Source organism: Treponema sp. OMZ 805, assembly GCF_050937395.1.
Lineage (GTDB): Bacteria > Spirochaetota > Spirochaetia > Treponematales > Treponemataceae > Treponema.
Genome location: NZ_JACCLP010000002.1, coordinates 122,892 through 137,993, shown reverse-complemented (window position 1 = coordinate 137,993; position 15,102 = coordinate 122,892). Strand labels below are relative to the sequence as shown.

The window sequence follows — 15,102 nt, the reverse complement described above, 5'->3', positions numbered from 1 at the left end:
TCACTTATATGAAATGCGGGGATCGATAACCGCATAGAGAATATCAACAACAAAATTCATTAAAATCAAAATAACGGAATACATAATTACCGTTCCCATAATCAGCGTATAGTCGCGGTTGAGGGCGGACTGTACAAAAAAGGTACCGAGGCCGGGAACTAAAAATATTCTTTCGATAACAACGGAGCCGGTGATAATACCGGCAAAGGCAGGCCCAAGATAACTGATAACCGGCAGCATTGCACCCTTTAAGGCGTGCTTAAAGAGTACGACAGGATACGAAAGCCCCTTTGCATACGCCGTACGGATATAATCCGAGCGCAGCACCTCCAACACACTGGCGCGGGAAAGGCGGGCAATGTACGCAAAATACGGTAACGACAGCGCAAGCGCCGGCATAATCAGCGTTTTAAGCCCTTGACGACCGGTAATCCAGCCGGAGGTCGGTAACCATTTTAATTTTACCGCAAAAAGAAGCATCAAAAGCGGACCGACAACAAACAGCGGCACCGAAATACCGATAACCGCTACGGACATCGCCGCATAGTCGGCAATCGAATTCCGCTTTACCGCAGAAATAAGTCCCACCAGCAAGCCGAAAAAGAGCGCGCTGCAAAGAGCCGTAATACCGAGAATAAGCGAATTCGGCATTGTATTGCCGATTAAGTCATTGACGGTATAATCTTTATATCTGAACGACGGACCGAGATCTCCCCGCAGCATATTCCCCAAATACCGCACATACTGCTTCGGAATCGGTTCATCCAAATGATAGACCTTATTGATGTTTGCAAGCACCTCAGGCGGCGGATTCCGTTCAGCGGAAAAAGGTCCCCCGGGCGCAACTTTCATGATAAAAAAGCTGAATGTTACAATTAAAAAAAGCGTCGGAATCAAGCTGATTAACCGGCGTATGATAAATCGAATCATGCTTCCCCCAAATACTTTTAGGATTCAGGAAACCGTTAAAAACAATGTTAGTTGTTTCCTGCTATTCGTGCGTGTTTACGGAAGCATTGACAGGATTAAAAAAGAAACACCGATTCTCCGTTCATTATAACAAACCGGTATCCTTACGAATAATATCAATACTCCACTAAAATATATAAAGAAGCTCTGCCGGCAGATAACCTGCAGAGCTGTAAGGCAGCCCTAAAAATTTTTATTTCTAGAAGCTCCCGATATGCCGCCGGACTATCAATTACGAGATAATCCGGCAGCATGTAGACACCCAAACCTTACGGCTGTTAATGTCTTGTTATTTTACTTTCTTAATACCGACATACGGATTAATATTCTGCGGATTGGTATACCAGCCTTCCCACTTGGTCGTGTCGATAAGGTTCTGGCTGACATACGAATACATCGGCAATATTCCCTGATCTTCGGTTAAGAACACAGTTTCTGCATCGTGCAACACTTGGAAGCGTTCCGCCCCACCTTTCATAGTAGCAGCTTTACGGATCAATTCATCGAACTTAGGATTGCTGTATTCGCCATCGTTATTGCCGCTGCCGGTTATAAACAGTTCCAAGAAGGTGTTGGGATCCTGATAGTCGCCAACCCATCCGGCACGGGAAATATCGAAATCATGCTGATTACGCATATCGAGGAATGTTTTCCATTCATAATTCTGAATCTTAATATCGATACCGAGGTTACGCTTCCACGACGCCTGTACATATTCAGCAATGAGTTTATGACCTTCCAGCGTATTGTAAATAACCGTCATTACAGGGAACCCTTTTCCGTCGGGATATCCAGCCTCTGCAAGAAGCTTTTTCGCTTGCTCAGGGTCGTAGCCTGCGCCTTCACCGGGTGTATAACCTGCCATCGGAGGAACGATAGAACGAGTTGCAAGCTGACCTGCTTTTGTTACCTTTTCCACCAATTCCTCACGGTCTAAAGCCATTGTTAATGCCTTACGTACACGAACATCCTGCAACGGACCGCGTTTTACGTTAAAGATGTAGTAATAGGTAGAAAGCTGGGGCGCTACCTGATAGTCGGGCAGCTGCTTCACTTCATCGATACGGGGAACAGGAATACCGGTATCCCAATCTATCTCTCCGGCCTTATATTTTTCAAAAGACGTATTACTGTCTTCGATCGGTAAGAACGTTATGCGTGAAAGATGAATATTTTCCTTATTCCAATATTTCTCGTTCGGCACAACGGTAACTTTTTCCTGAGGTACCCATGATTCAAGCACAAAGGGACCGTTTCCAACAAAGTTGCCGGGTTTAATCCAGTCGGCGCCAAATTTTTCAATTGTATGCATCGGCACTGCATTGAAAGCATAGTGTGCAATAACATCGGCCGCATAAGGCGCCGGACCGGTCAGTTGTACTTCAAAGGTCTTATCATCCACAGCTTTAATTGCAACAGCAGAAGCATCCGCCTTACCGGTGTTGTAATCTTCCGCTCCCTTTACGATTAAACTAATCATAAAGGCGTATTGTGAACCTGTTTCAGGGGCAAGTGTACGCAACCATGAATCGACAAAGGTCTGTGCGGTAATCGGCGTACCGTCACTCCATTCTGCATTACGTAGGTGGAAGGTATAGGTCATGCCATCCTCACTGATATCCCACGATTCTGCAACACCCGGTATCGGATTACCGGTTTTGGGATCATACGTTACCAAGCCTTCAAACAACGCCATATTGATGCGGTGTTCGGGCACACCCTGAATTTTTGCAGGATCCAAGCTCTGCGGTTCAGCGCCGTTACCGATAATAAATTCCGCATTGGCATTACCGGCTGCTGAAGTTTTTTCACCGCTCTGCCCGCCGCAGCTTGCTAAAATCAGCGCGACGCTTACCAAAGCAGTTAATAAGCATACCATTTTACGCTTCATACTCTACTTCTCCTTTTAAGTTATAGTGAGTGATATTATTTAATTATACATAATCTTGTCATTATATCAAGTATATTTATACAGTAAATCAGGAAAAACCGTATATTTTTGCATTTTCTGCCAAGACAAACGCATCAGACACTTTTTTGAGTATCCCGCAGAATACTGAGGCTGTTCAACCGGAATAACGCCAAGGAATTGCCATCCGTGTCAATTCCTTGGCTGCCGGTTTTTTCAAAAACCGGTTTCTGTTTATCACCTCTGCCATCCTTGGCAGTTCTGACTGCGGCTCAAATGGTCTCACAGCCTCAGTATTCTGCGATTCTTATCTATCCTGTCCGATGCGTTTGTCCTGCAAACACGTTACTGAATAGAACCACCGCCGTCCGTGGCAAGTTCAAAAATTGACTTCCTTGTCAATTTTTGAACGCGAGTTTTTGCTGCACAAAAACATCGCTACTGCTGGGAACCAGCGGCATCCGTGCCGCTTTTGATACGTTGAGGATTTTCAGTAGCGGCACGGAAGCCGCGCGTATTAAGCAGAAACAAGTTTGACACCGGTCAAACTTGTGTTCAGCGAAGTACACGGATGTACTTCGCTGAACGAGCGACAACGCAGATGCGTCGTATATTTTCAAAAGGAAAAGGTTGACAGGGAAAAATTAACAAATATACTAGTCTACTATAAACTGTACCGAAATATCTAACGCAATATTATTTGGAGATAAATATGGCTATTGTTATGCAGGGATTGGGTAAAGCCCTTCCCTTAAAAGAGATGAAAAATACCGATTTTCCGCCGGAACTCGGCACGTCGGATGAATGGATCAGGAGTCACACCGGTATCGGATCGCGCCGGATTGCCGGAGAGGATGAAACAAGCGCATCGCTTGCGTATCAGGCATGTACGGAAGCGATAAAGAACAGTAAAACATCCGAACCTGTAACGGCAGACAAAATCGACCTTATTATTTGCGGTACTGCAACGCCTAATTTTCCGGGGTCTCCGTCAAATGCCTGCCTCATTCAAAATAAACTACAAGCAGTGCATTCGGTGTGCTTTGATCTAACGGCGGGATGTTCCGGCTTTATCTATGCGCTGGACACGGCGGCAAGTATGATGGAGCGGCACCATTGGCGGTTTGCACTTGTGTGCGGGGCGGAGGTACTTAGCCGTATTATGGACTGGACTGACCGTTCCACCTGTGTTTTATTCGGCGACGGGGCAGGCGCAGCATTGCTTGAAAACACATTTGAGCCTTCCGGACTGGGACTTGGCGCTACTATACTCGGCACTGACGGGACAGGGGCAGATAAACTCTACATTGCACCCGACCGCCGTGTACACATGAACGGCAGGGCAGTATACGATTTTGCTGTCAGTCATATTACCGAAACGGTGAAAACGCTGCTTGCAAAGGAGCACTTGAAAGCCGACGATCTTGATTTAATCGTATGCCATCAAGCAAACGAGCGGATACTGGAAGCTGCATCCAAACGGCTTAAAATCGACTTCGGTAAATTTGTCCGTAATATTGAAAACTACGGGAACACCTCGGCGGCTTCCATCCCCATCACCCTTACCGAGCTGATAGAACAGGGAAAACTGCATGAAGGTATGACCATACTGATTACCGGTTTCGGCGCGGGGCTGACATGGGGCGGCGCTATTATCCGGTTCTAATGTCTAATACGATTTTAAGATTACTATAACGATAATAGAAGGAAAATAATGGAATACATTTTTTTGTTTTCGGGACAGGGTTCTCAGTTTAAGGGAATGGCTGAAGATATCTGTAACGAATACCCGTCGGCACGCACCGTCATCGATGAGATGAGCAAGGCTTCGGGAGAAGATATCGCTTCTTTCTTGTGGAACACGGAACCGGAAGAACTTGCACGCAGCGACCGGAGCCAGATTGCAATCACCGCGATGCAGGCTGCAATTATTACAGTCTTGCAGGAACACGGTATTACGCCGACCGCCGCCGCAGGGTTCAGCCTAGGCGAATTTTCAGCGTTGTATGCCGCAAAGGTCTTAGACCTTGTAACGATGACAAAACTGGTAACTTTGCGCGGAAAAATCATGCAGAAATACTGCGAAAAACTCGATGGGCAGAGTAAAGCGTCCGGCAGCGGGTGCGGTATGGCGGCGGTACTCAAACTTGATCCTGAGCGGATTGTCGAAATTTTGAAACCGTATTCCGATCCTATGACGGGGATTGTTTTTGCGGCGAATTTGAACAGTCCGATGCAAACCGTTGTGTCAGGAACAGCCGAAGGGCTTGATGTCGCGGAAAAACTCTGCAAGGAAGCGGGCGCAAAACGCTTTATCAGGCTTGCGGTTGCAGGACCGTTCCATTCGCCGCTGATGCGCGGCGCTGCCGAAGAATTTTCCGCAGTGCTGCAGGATGTGCCGTTCAATGATCCTGTTATTCCGATTTTTTCAAACGTTACCGGAAAACGGCTTTTAACCGGAGAAGAAGCGAAAAAAAATGCCGTGCTGCACTTAACGCATCCCGTGCGCTGGCTTGAGGAAGAGCGGGAAATCGCATCGTTAATCGGAACGGCGGAACGTCCGCTGTTGGAAATAGGGCCGGGCATGACGCTCTGCAATCTGTGGCGGGACAGCGGCTGCGCAGGAAACTGCCACCCCACCGGTACCGCTGAACAATTATCGGCTGTGATAGACACTAGCCGTTCATAAGAGGTTTATATGTTATTACAAGGAAAAAAAGCATTGGTAACCGGTTCTTCACGCGGAATCGGGAAAGAGATAGTCCGTAGGTTTCTGGAAGAAGGAGCTGAGGTATGGGGGCTCTGCACAAAGCCCTCGCAAGGAAAGTCGGAAATGGAAGCATTCGCCGCACAGCACAACAGCGTATTCCACGAAATATACGCCGACTGCGGAAATGCCGAAGCGCTGACCGCTACGGTAAAAGATGCGCTCAAGCAATCCGGTGGATTCCATATTTTAGTCAACAACGCCGGAATTACGCGGGACGGACTGTCGTTCCGTATGCCGCAAGATGACTGGGACGCTGTACTGCGCGTCAATTTAACTGGGGCTTTTTTAACATCGCAAATTGTCTCTTCCGATATGCTGCGGAAGCGGGAGGGCTCCATTATCAATATGGCCAGTATCGTCGGTCTGCACGGACAAGGCGGGCAAGTTAACTATGCGGCAAGTAAGGCCGGCTTAATCGGTATGACCAAAAGCCTTGCAAAGGAGATCGGCAGCAGAGGGGTACGGGTCAATGCGATTGCGCCCGGCTATATCGAAACGGATATGACATCGTCATTACCGGAAGAAATGCGGAAGAATTGGATAGAAACGGCTATTCCTCTAAAACGCGGAGGTACGCCGCTTGATGTTGCAAATGCGGCTGTCTTTTTAGCATCCGATTTATCCGTGTATATTACCGCACAAGTACTCGGCGTAGACGGTGGTATGGGCGCCTAATCATAAGGAGAAAAGAATGAGAAGAGTTGTAATTACCGGTCTTGGCGCCGTTTCCGCTTTGGGAAATACGGTTGCGGAAACATGGGAAGGAATAAAAGCAGGTCGCTGCGGAATTGATAAGATTACCGTCAACTACGACCCCGGAGATGATAGGGTTAGAATTGCGGCTGAATGTAAAGAGTTTGATCCTGCCGCGTTTATGGATAAAAAGGATGCCCGTAAGATGGCGCGCTTTTCGCAGCTTGCAGTGGCGGCCGCGGTACAGGCAGTCGCAGATGCCGGACTTTCAAAAGAAACGATAGAGGGCGACCGTACCGGTGTGATGATCGGAAACGGCATCGGCGGTTTTGAAATCCATGAAAGTTCGTTCAAAAAATACTTTGAAGCGGGACACTCGCGGATACCGCCGCTCGCTATTCCGCTGCTCATTCCGAACGAGGCAGCAGGCAACGTCAGTATGCATTTCGGACTACACGGCGTTTCGTGGACAATTACGACCGCCTGCGCTTCCAGTACCGACGCTTTGGGCAATGCCCTCGATTTAATCCGTTCGGATAGAATGGATATGTGCCTTGCAGGAGGAACCGAGGCCGCAATTACAGGGTTCGGTATCAATGCGTTCAGCGTACTGCAAACGCTCGCGTCGGACTATAACGATGAACCACACAAAGCCTGTTGTCCCTTTGATAAAAAGCGCTCGGGTTTTGTGATGGGGGAAGGCGCAGGTATACTCATTCTTGAAGAATACGAACATGCAAAGAAGCGTGGGGCAAAGATATATGCGGAGCTTGCAGGCTACGGCGGTTCCTCCGATGCATATCACCTGACCAGCCCTGACCCTTCCGGTATCAGTGGAGCTTTGGCGATGACGAAGGCCTTGGAAGACGCGGGGGTAAAACCGGAAGATGTGCAGTATTATAACGCGCATGGAACATCTACTCCGATCAACGACCCCTCAGAAACCGCGATGATTAAAAAAGCTTTCGGGCAACATGCGTATAACCTGAAAATTTCTTCCACGAAGTCGATGATTGGACACTGTTTGGGAGCTGCCGGCGCGTTGGAGGCAATTATCTGCGTAAAAGCAATTGGAGAAGGCTTCTGTCCGCCCACCGTGAACTTAACGGAACCTGATTTGGAAGCAGGGTGCGATCTGAATTACCTGCCGCAAAAAGGCGTTTCCTGCCCGATCGATTGCGCTGCATCCGGCTCACTCGGTTTCGGCGGTCACAACGGCGTGTTAGTGTTCAAAAAAGTAAAGTAGGAAAAATTGGGCAACCGCATTAGGAATATCTCAAGCGGTTGCCTTCCTTTTGAGATGCGCGAAATTTTAGATAAAATTTTGCGCTATTTATTTAGAAGAAGGGTAAACGTATCAGACAAATAGGTAAGAATCGCAGAATAATGGAGATTGTTCTGCGGGATATCCATAAAAATGTCTGATGCGTTTACCCTAAAGGAGAAAACGATGACAAAAGATATTGAAGCCTTGCTGCCGCACCGGAAGCCGTTTTTGTTTGTCGATGAAATTATCCGTGCCGATGATGAAGGCAGCGAAAGCCGGTATACCTTTAAGCCGGATGAGTTCTTTTTTAAGGGGCATTTCCCCGAATATCCGGTAGTGCCCGGCGTCGTGTTGGTTGAAACAATGGCACAGGCAGGAGGCGCTGCGCTCAGCTCCATGGGCAAGTTTGAAACAGGTGCGCTGTTCTTTTTGGCGACTATCGACAAAGTGAAACTCCGCGCACAGGTACGCCCGGGAGATACGGTACGCATCGAGGTAAAGAACTTGCGCGTTTCGTCCCAGATGATTAAGCAGTCCGGTAAAATCTACAACGGTGATGCCGTCGCTGCGGAAGCGGAGTGGATGTGTTTAGTAGGTAAAGCCTAGGGAATCAGCCTATCTATCCAAAAACTCGATAATGCGCTGTGCTACTAATTCCCGCTCGACATCATCGGTAACGATATGACTGCTTTCTTCCAAGATGACATACTCATTCGGCGCCTTGAGCAGCCGGTCGATAAGTTCTTTTTCCTTAAACGGTACCGACTGATCCGATTTTGATAAAACTGTTATCACTTTTGACCGAATATTCGGAAGCTGCTGAATCGCCATCTTCTGCAGTTTGTACAAGTCCGCAGCCTTGCCGACATAATCATAGTTGCAATAGTCCTTGACGCAATCATAATATTCGGGTTCTTTATAAAACGTTTTCCCTTCCGTCGGAATGGTCTGTACAAAGTATTTTAAGTACGGTGTCAGTTTGATTCGCGAATCGGCGGCCATAAATGCGGGCGCACAGAGGAAGATTTTTTCAGGCTGAAATTTTGCCGCAAGGAGCGCAGTCAACACGCCGCCCATCGAAAGTCCGCCGACATATACCGTCCGATATGCTTCGGATAAATCGAGGTATTCATCATACACGCGCCGCAGCCAATCCTTCCACGAACTTGCGATAAAGTCCTCTTTATTTGTTCCATGACCCGGCAGGCGTGGGATCGACACGGTGTATCCCGCCTTATGTAGCTGCGTGCCGAGCCACAGCATTTCCCGCGGAGAACCCGTATACCCGTGTATCAACAAAATGGCTTTATCTCCACCCTGAAAAAAATGAGGTTTGGTGAACCGATTTATTTTTGCCGGATTATTGTCGTAGAACATCTGAAGCTCCTATCATCATTTTATACTATGAATAAACAATACCCCGTTCCCGCCCTTTTGTAAATATACGGCACATCTTGTTGTATGGCACATCTTGAGGGATAGAAGCGCCATGCGAAATTCGGATTTTTAGAAATCTCCTTAAAATATTGAAGAAATGCACAAATATTGATAATAAAATCTTGAAGAAACGCACAAATTACTATAAATAAACTTTGAAGAAATGCACAATATCCGGTAATATATTGGTATATGGTTTTTAAAAGAAAGGCTTATGATCGACTTCTGGATTGGAAAAAGCATTATGCGGACCGTTGTGCGGTATTGCTTGAAGGGGCGCGGCGTGTCGGGAAATCAACCATTGCGGAAAGTTTTGCCAAGAATGAATATAAATCATATCTTCTTATTGATTTCTCAAAAAGTGTAGATAATATCGTAAAATGTTTTGACGACATAGGAAATCTCACTTTGTTTTTTTTAAGGTTGCAAGCGGAGACGGGCATAACACTGTATGAACATGAATCCCTTATTATCTTTGATGAGATTCAGCTTTTCCCGAAAGCGCGGCAGGCAATCAAGCATCTTGTTCATGATGGCCGCTATCATAAAAGCGGGGAGTACCCATTACTACGAAGTTGATTTTTTAATTTCAAACGGCAATAAAATATCAGTGTTTGAAGTAAAGTCATCCGGAACAGGTAAGCACGAATCAATCGGTGCATTTGCAAAAAAGTTCTCGGCAAATATCGGCGCTCTGTATGTATTGTCTCAAAAAGATGTCGGCACAGAAGGATCATTGCAAAAAAAAGCCGGTATATTTGACACCGTTTCTTATTGAGTAAATAACTAAAAACTGAGGTTTTTAGAGGTTCCCTATTGTTTTTCGATTTTTATAATTTTTTCATCTTTAATATAAGCGTCTACTGTCATTCCCTCTGTGCTCAATCGTCTTATATATCCTTGTTTTTCATAATATTTTTCATTTGCGAGTGCTTGTTGGAGACTAATCTGTTCTCCTTCTGAATCATAATATGTAAGGTACTTCAAATCAAAAACATACGCAATCTCTGTGTAGGTAGTTTCTTTTTGTTTTGAGGAAACGTCTATCCTCCAAATATCATAATGATAGAAAGGAATCGAACTAGAAGGTTCTTTTACATATGGATTTCCGACATGATATGTGTATTCACTGCTTGTTTTATATACAAAATACCAATTGCCGACAGGAGTGCTATTAAAACGTGCATCTTGATTATTTGTAGGAACGGCATTCAATCTTTTAACTTCAGACCAGAATCGACTAACTTCGCTTTTTATAACGCCATTGTCATTGCTATGCCTTGGCATAATTACTGTCCCAACAGAAGATGTGCCGCCTGAATAGTGCCCTCTACCGTTTAAGCAAAGGCAGCCGTCATTGTATTCAACAAAATTCAGAGAAAAAATAAGTTGAGGTATTCCCTCTTTATATGTTTTGACGATTGTTTTATCCATATAGATCGTATCTATTTGGTTACAAAATCTTACTACTTTATCGTATTCTGTTTTGTTTGATAGTTCGATACCATGGTCGCCAAAATATTTTATCAAATCATTTTCAGTTTTGCCGACAAAATATTGTTCTCCGTGCAGCCGTACACCTAAACTTGTGCAAGAGGTACATAGTAATAGAAATATACAACATACAGATATTACCGCCATTCTCTTTTTCATATCAAACTCCCTTACATTGTCCTTATTAGACATGAGCAGACCCGAAAGTTTAAACTCCGTGTATCCGTTCTTCCGCCGGTGCGGCAAAACTTTCGGGTCTGCCTTGTTGCTTATTTTTTACTTCCGGAAAATGATACCGTATTAAGTCCGGATACTTGCATTGTACCGTTCACTTTTTTGTCTTGTGCTATGGTACCTTCAACAGTAAAAGGCAGTTGTGTCAATGCTGTCTTTCCGGAAGCCGTAAAACTTCCATTCGACTTTATAGTACCGGTGCAGTTGGACTGTGCGCTGGTTAGCACCTGGAACCAACCGGTCAAATTGCCTTTAGTATCAATAGTGAACTCCCAAGCTCCGAGTCCTGAATCTTCTTCTCCTACCCCTGCATAAGTACCGGTATATGATATACCGCCACCACTGCCGCGGCCGACAGGGTCGGAACAACCCAAAACGGCAAGCATCATAGCACTTACCATGCTGAATACCATAAGTACAGCAATCGTTTTTTTGCTTTTCATAAAAAACTCCTTTTGATACTAGGACAGCTTTTAGAACCTTCTCGGTTAACAGAGCTGTCCGTTCACATATTAAAACTTATCTTCCATAATACCCCCCCCCCCCTAAGAAGTCAAGAGTGTTTTATCAAAGGTTCAGGTTGACAGATGCTAACCGCTAATGATAGTATTTCCCTATGATAGTTGATTGGCAAGATAAAGAGGCGCTGAAAATATGGAATATGCAGCCGTCAACGCGATTACCTCCTGAAATACAGCAAAGAGTACGACAAAAATTAATTCTCATAGATGCTGCAATTTCGTTAAGTGATTCGTGCGGAGGCTTTAATACCCCGGTGCTCTGCGCCGTAACAAAGGGTATTAAAGCCGACTGCAACCACCTTATAAGAACAACAACCCCGACGCAAAGCGCCGAGGTTGTTGTTCTAAAATCTCCGCCGTCAAATAGTTTAGAAGCTTTAAAACATGACAGAAAAGGTCAATACAGTATTAGAATAAATAATCAGTGGCGTATTTGCTTTGAATGGAACAACGGACGAGTTGTTATCGTAGATATCGTTGATTATCATTAGGAGGCATATTGATGGATGTTATACTAAAACCGGTACATGTAGGCGATATACTGTATGAAGAGTTTATGCAGCCGTATCATATAACAGCATATAGACTTGCGCAAATGACAGGGCTTTCGCAAACACAAATAGGACGGATCATAAAAGGAAAAAGAGGTATTACAGTCGATACCGCATTGCGCTTCGCGCAGGTTTTTAGCACAAGTCCTGAATTCTGGATGAATATTCAAAATAGATATGAAATTGATAGCATGAAAGCAGAAACAAAAGAAACTATTAAACAAATACAACCGATTACCCACGTGTTTGCTTAATAAATATCGGAAGGAGTTTTTTATGAAAGTAAATATACACCGGCTTTTGAAGGAAGCGAAGGACGCTGTCCCGCAGGCCGAGTGGATCGGATTACGGCGGGTTACCAACTATCTGACAGGGTTTTCCGCTATCGACGGTAAATTTGACGAGGCGGCCGGCGGCTCCGACGAGGGAGTTATGCTGGAAGTGCTGTACAAGGGAACGTTTAGCTATGCGGCGACTGCCGATTTGAGCAGCGGCGGTATTAAACGTGCAGCGGAGCAGGCTTTTGCGGCGGCACAGGCAGCGCAGCCTTACGGCATCCATCGGTTTGACCAAACGATGCGCCCGGCCGCGCAGGTACGCTATGCCACAAAGCGCGAAAAATTAAGCGGGATTCCCGCCGCTGAAACGGTGGAGCTTTTGTGCAGCATCTGCGATACCGCAAAGATTTCTTCAAAGATTATTCAGACCGCCGCTTCCTGCGAAACGGGCATCTGCGAAACTGAAATGGTTTCTACCAACGGCGCCGACATCCGGCAAACCGTTCGGTTCGGCGGTATCAGTATGAACGCCGTTGCACGGGAAGGAGATATTATCCAGCAGCGGAGTGCGCACGGACGCTCTGCACTCACTTATCAGGGAGGACGGGAACTGTTCAATCCTGCGGCGCTGCTTGAAAAGGCTCGCAAGGCGGGCACGGAAGCCGTCGAATTGCTCACCGCCGAGCCGTGCCCCAACGGTAAGCGGACGCTCGTACTGATGCCCGACCAGATGATGCTGCAAATCCATGAAAGCGTAGGGCACGCGCTGGAAATAGACCGCATCCTCGACGACGAGCGCAACTATGCGGGCGGCAGTTTTATCACGCCGGAAGATATCGGCAGTTTCCGCTACGGTTCTCCGTTGATGAACGTCGCCTTTGACCCGACCATCGCGCAGGAGCTGGCAAGCTACGGGGCGGACGATATCGGCAACGCCGCGGTAAAGGAATACCTCATTAAAGACGGCATTTTGATACGGGCGCTCGGCAGTTTGGAAAGCCAAAAGCGGTCGGGACTCCGGGGCGTTGCAAACCAGCGCTCCTGTTCGTGGAACCGTCCGCCCATCGACCGGATGGCAAACCTTAACCTCGAAGCGGGAACGAGCAGCTTCGATTCCATTATCGCCTCAATCGAAAACGGCATTTTGATGTTCTCTAACCGTTCGTGGTCGATCGACGATTACCGCAATAAATTTCAATTCGGCTGCGAGTACGCCAAGCTGATCGAAAACGGCAAACTGACAAAAACCGTCCGCGACCCGAACTACCGCGGCATTTCACGATACTTTTGGAACAGCCTCTGCGCAGTCGGCGATGAAAGCACCTTCGAGGTGTTCGGTACCCCGAATTGCGGCAAGGGCGAACCGAATCAGGTGATACGGGTAGGGCACGCAAGCCCCGTATGCGCATTCAGCGATGTTGAAGTATTTGGAGGCGGAAAATGAGTTGTGATCAAGAAATGATGTGTGAAATGGATTCCGATTTTAAATGGCATTTTGAGTCTCTTGCAGAGTTTTTCTTCGATGAGCTATTGCCCACGGAGCAAGCGTCCCTAAGCTACAATGCGGAGGACAGCTATTTCCTGCGGATGAATCACGCCAAGGTGCGGCAAAACGGGTTTGTGAAGCAGGCGGCAATTTCGATTACGCTGTATAAAAACAAGAAAACCTATCGCTTTGCTCAAGGGTTGAGCTGCCTACTTGAGCAGGATAAGGAAACGCTTGCTGCCGCGTTGGAGAATGCGCGCAGTATTATCGCGCAGCTCCCCGAAGATCCCTATCAGTCTATTCCGGTAGCAAGTGACGATTCCGAAACGATTTATGACGGTGAGCTGCTTTCGCAAGCGATAATAGAAAAGACGCTGCTTGAGCCGGTGGCGGATTTGGATTTTGCAGGGCTTTTTTCGCAAGGGATGATATGCCGCGGGGCTGCCAATACGGCCGGCGCACGGCACTGGTTCCAAACAAAGACCTTTACGCTCGACTATTCGATTTGGCTGAAAAACGGACGCGCGGTAAAAGGCTTGTACGCAGGGCGCGACTGGCAGCAGGCTGAATACGAAAAACGCATCGCCGATGCGCGGCAGAGTTTGCAGGTACTTGCACTTGAACCGAAAAAAATCGAGCCGGGCAAATATCGCGTTTTTATCGCTGCGGATGCCTTGGTGGATGTTGTAGAGTTTTTCTCATGGAACGGCTTTGGAGAGCGGGGAATGCAGCAAGGGGAAAGCGCCTATCTTGCATTAAAAGAAGGGCGAGAACATTTTGCCGATTCCTTCAATTTGACGCAAGATTTTTCCATCGGTGTGGAACCGTCGTTTAATAGCGAAGGAGAATCCGCCCCCGAAAAATTGACCGTTATCGAAAAAGGAAAGCTCATCCATACCATCGTGAGTTCCCGCTCGGAAAAACAGTACGGTACAAAGGCAAACGGCGCCGATTCAGATGAAGGATTCCGCTCCGCAGCTATCGGAGCAGGGACACTTGCCGAAGCGGATGCGCTCAAAGAACTGGGAACCGGTATCTATATTTCGAACTTCCACTACCTTAACTGGAGCGATCCGGCAACTGCCCGCGTAACGGGGATGACCCGCTTTGCCTGCCTCTGGGTGGAAAACGGAAAAGTTACAGCCCCCATTGCGGATATGCGCTGGGATGAATCGCTGTACAATATGTTCGGCGCGAATCTCCTTGCGCTTACTAAAGAACGGAAGCTCTTTGTAGAAACAAGTACCTACGAAGAGCGCGCAGTAGGCGGCTGCCTCTTGCCCGGTATCTTGGTCAAGGATTTTAACTGCACGCTGTAGAAGTTGCCGTTTTGGTGAGCATTTTTTCGTGCATAAAGATCATCACAATTAAAATCACCGCCAAATAGAGCGGCATCAGTGCGACACCGATATGATTTGCAACCAACCCGAAGATCGGCGGCATCAGACAGGTTCCGGCATACGCGGACGCCATCTGTACCCCGATCATCGCTT

The 15,102-nt window shown here is 46.9% G+C and carries 17 protein-coding genes; 11 read left to right on the top strand and 6 right to left on the bottom strand.

What is annotated here, in order from left to right; genetic code table 11:
• Entirely contained in the window at window positions 1-930 is a 930-nt protein-coding gene (gene oppB, locus HGH47_RS02405) for an oligopeptide ABC transporter permease OppB (protein WP_212565455.1), read from the bottom strand.
• A gap of 328 nt (window positions 931-1,258) precedes the next feature.
• Window positions 1,259-2,860, bottom strand: a complete 1,602-nt coding sequence (locus tag HGH47_RS02400; protein WP_212565456.1) for a peptide ABC transporter substrate-binding protein — start codon at window positions 2,858-2,860, stop codon at window positions 1,259-1,261.
• Between the two features lie 730 nt (window positions 2,861-3,590).
• Here HGH47_RS02400 and HGH47_RS02395 point away from each other — a divergent pair.
• The 5 genes from HGH47_RS02395 (at window position 3,591) to fabZ (ending at window position 8,214) form a co-directional block, all read left to right on the top strand.
• Window positions 3,591-4,544, top strand: coding sequence for a beta-ketoacyl-ACP synthase III (locus tag HGH47_RS02395; protein WP_212565457.1), 954 nt, complete (start codon window positions 3,591-3,593; stop codon window positions 4,542-4,544).
• A 48-nt stretch (window positions 4,545-4,592) separates the two neighbouring features.
• Window positions 4,593-5,567, top strand: a complete 975-nt coding sequence (locus HGH47_RS02390; RefSeq protein ID WP_432910123.1) for an ACP S-malonyltransferase — start codon at window positions 4,593-4,595, stop codon at window positions 5,565-5,567.
• 9 nt (window positions 5,568-5,576) lie between these two features.
• Window positions 5,577-6,323, top strand: a complete 747-nt coding sequence (gene fabG / locus HGH47_RS02385) for a 3-oxoacyl-ACP reductase FabG (protein WP_432910120.1) — start codon at window positions 5,577-5,579, stop codon at window positions 6,321-6,323.
• A gap of 16 nt (window positions 6,324-6,339) precedes the next feature.
• Window positions 6,340-7,587 carry a beta-ketoacyl-ACP synthase II gene (fabF, locus tag HGH47_RS02380; RefSeq protein WP_432910117.1) on the top strand — a complete coding sequence of 416 codons (1,248 nt, stop codon included), beginning with the start codon at window positions 6,340-6,342 and terminating at the stop codon, window positions 7,585-7,587.
• Window positions 7,588-7,791: 204 nt separating this feature from the next.
• Window positions 7,792-8,214: a 3-hydroxyacyl-ACP dehydratase FabZ gene (fabZ, locus tag HGH47_RS02375; RefSeq protein ID WP_432910114.1), complete on the top strand. Its 423-nt coding sequence runs from the start codon at window positions 7,792-7,794 to the stop codon at window positions 8,212-8,214.
• Window positions 8,215-8,223: 9 nt separating this feature from the next.
• Here fabZ and HGH47_RS02370 read toward each other — a convergent pair whose 3' ends face one another.
• On the bottom strand, window positions 8,224-8,985 hold the full coding sequence (locus tag HGH47_RS02370; RefSeq protein WP_212565461.1) for an alpha/beta hydrolase: 762 nt from the start codon (window positions 8,983-8,985) through the stop codon (window positions 8,224-8,226).
• 252 nt (window positions 8,986-9,237) lie between these two features.
• Between HGH47_RS02370 and HGH47_RS02365 the strand changes: the two genes are divergently transcribed.
• Together HGH47_RS02365 and HGH47_RS02360 are read left to right on the top strand one after the other, a co-directional pair.
• Window positions 9,238-9,624 carry an AAA family ATPase gene (locus HGH47_RS02365; RefSeq protein WP_432910110.1) on the top strand — a complete coding sequence of 129 codons (387 nt, stop codon included), beginning with the start codon at window positions 9,238-9,240 and terminating at the stop codon, window positions 9,622-9,624.
• Window positions 9,575-9,823: a hypothetical protein gene (locus tag HGH47_RS02360; protein ID WP_432910369.1), complete on the top strand. Its 249-nt coding sequence runs from the start codon at window positions 9,575-9,577 to the stop codon at window positions 9,821-9,823. The genes HGH47_RS02365 and HGH47_RS02360 overlap by 50 nt, the downstream gene beginning before the upstream one ends.
• Window positions 9,824-9,858: 35 nt before the next feature.
• Here HGH47_RS02360 and HGH47_RS02355 read toward each other — a convergent pair whose 3' ends face one another.
• Window positions 9,859-10,698: a hypothetical protein gene (locus HGH47_RS02355; protein WP_432910108.1), complete on the bottom strand. Its 840-nt coding sequence runs from the start codon at window positions 10,696-10,698 to the stop codon at window positions 9,859-9,861.
• Window positions 10,699-10,808: 110 nt separating this feature from the next.
• On the bottom strand, window positions 10,809-11,216 hold the full coding sequence (locus HGH47_RS02350; RefSeq protein WP_432910105.1) for a hypothetical protein: 408 nt from the start codon (window positions 11,214-11,216) through the stop codon (window positions 10,809-10,811).
• 173 nt (window positions 11,217-11,389) lie between these two features.
• Here HGH47_RS02350 and HGH47_RS02345 point away from each other — a divergent pair, with 173 nt between their 5' ends.
• The 4 genes from HGH47_RS02345 to HGH47_RS02330 are packed head-to-tail and all read left to right on the top strand — an operon-like array spanning window position 11,390 to window position 14,928.
• Window positions 11,390-11,785, top strand: a complete 396-nt coding sequence (locus HGH47_RS02345) for a type II toxin-antitoxin system RelE/ParE family toxin (protein ID WP_432910102.1) — start codon at window positions 11,390-11,392, stop codon at window positions 11,783-11,785.
• An 11-nt stretch (window positions 11,786-11,796) separates the two neighbouring features.
• On the top strand, window positions 11,797-12,099 hold the full coding sequence (locus HGH47_RS02340) for a HigA family addiction module antitoxin (protein WP_432910099.1): 303 nt from the start codon (window positions 11,797-11,799) through the stop codon (window positions 12,097-12,099).
• 22 nt (window positions 12,100-12,121) lie between these two features.
• Window positions 12,122-13,567 (top strand): TldD/PmbA family protein, encoded by a 1,446-nt coding sequence (locus HGH47_RS02335; RefSeq protein WP_432910096.1) that lies wholly within the window; start codon window positions 12,122-12,124, stop codon window positions 13,565-13,567.
• Complete coding sequence (locus HGH47_RS02330) at window positions 13,564-14,928, top strand: TldD/PmbA family protein (protein ID WP_432910093.1); 1,365 nt, start codon at window positions 13,564-13,566, stop codon at window positions 14,926-14,928. Before HGH47_RS02335 ends, HGH47_RS02330 begins: the two co-directional genes overlap by 4 nt.
• Here HGH47_RS02330 and HGH47_RS02325 read toward each other — a convergent pair.
• A complete protein-coding gene (locus HGH47_RS02325) occupies window positions 14,912-15,082 on the bottom strand; it encodes a hypothetical protein (RefSeq protein WP_432910091.1) in 171 nt (56 codons plus the stop codon). The genes HGH47_RS02330 and HGH47_RS02325 overlap by 17 nt on opposite strands.
• Window positions 15,083-15,102: the final 20 nt, after the last annotated feature.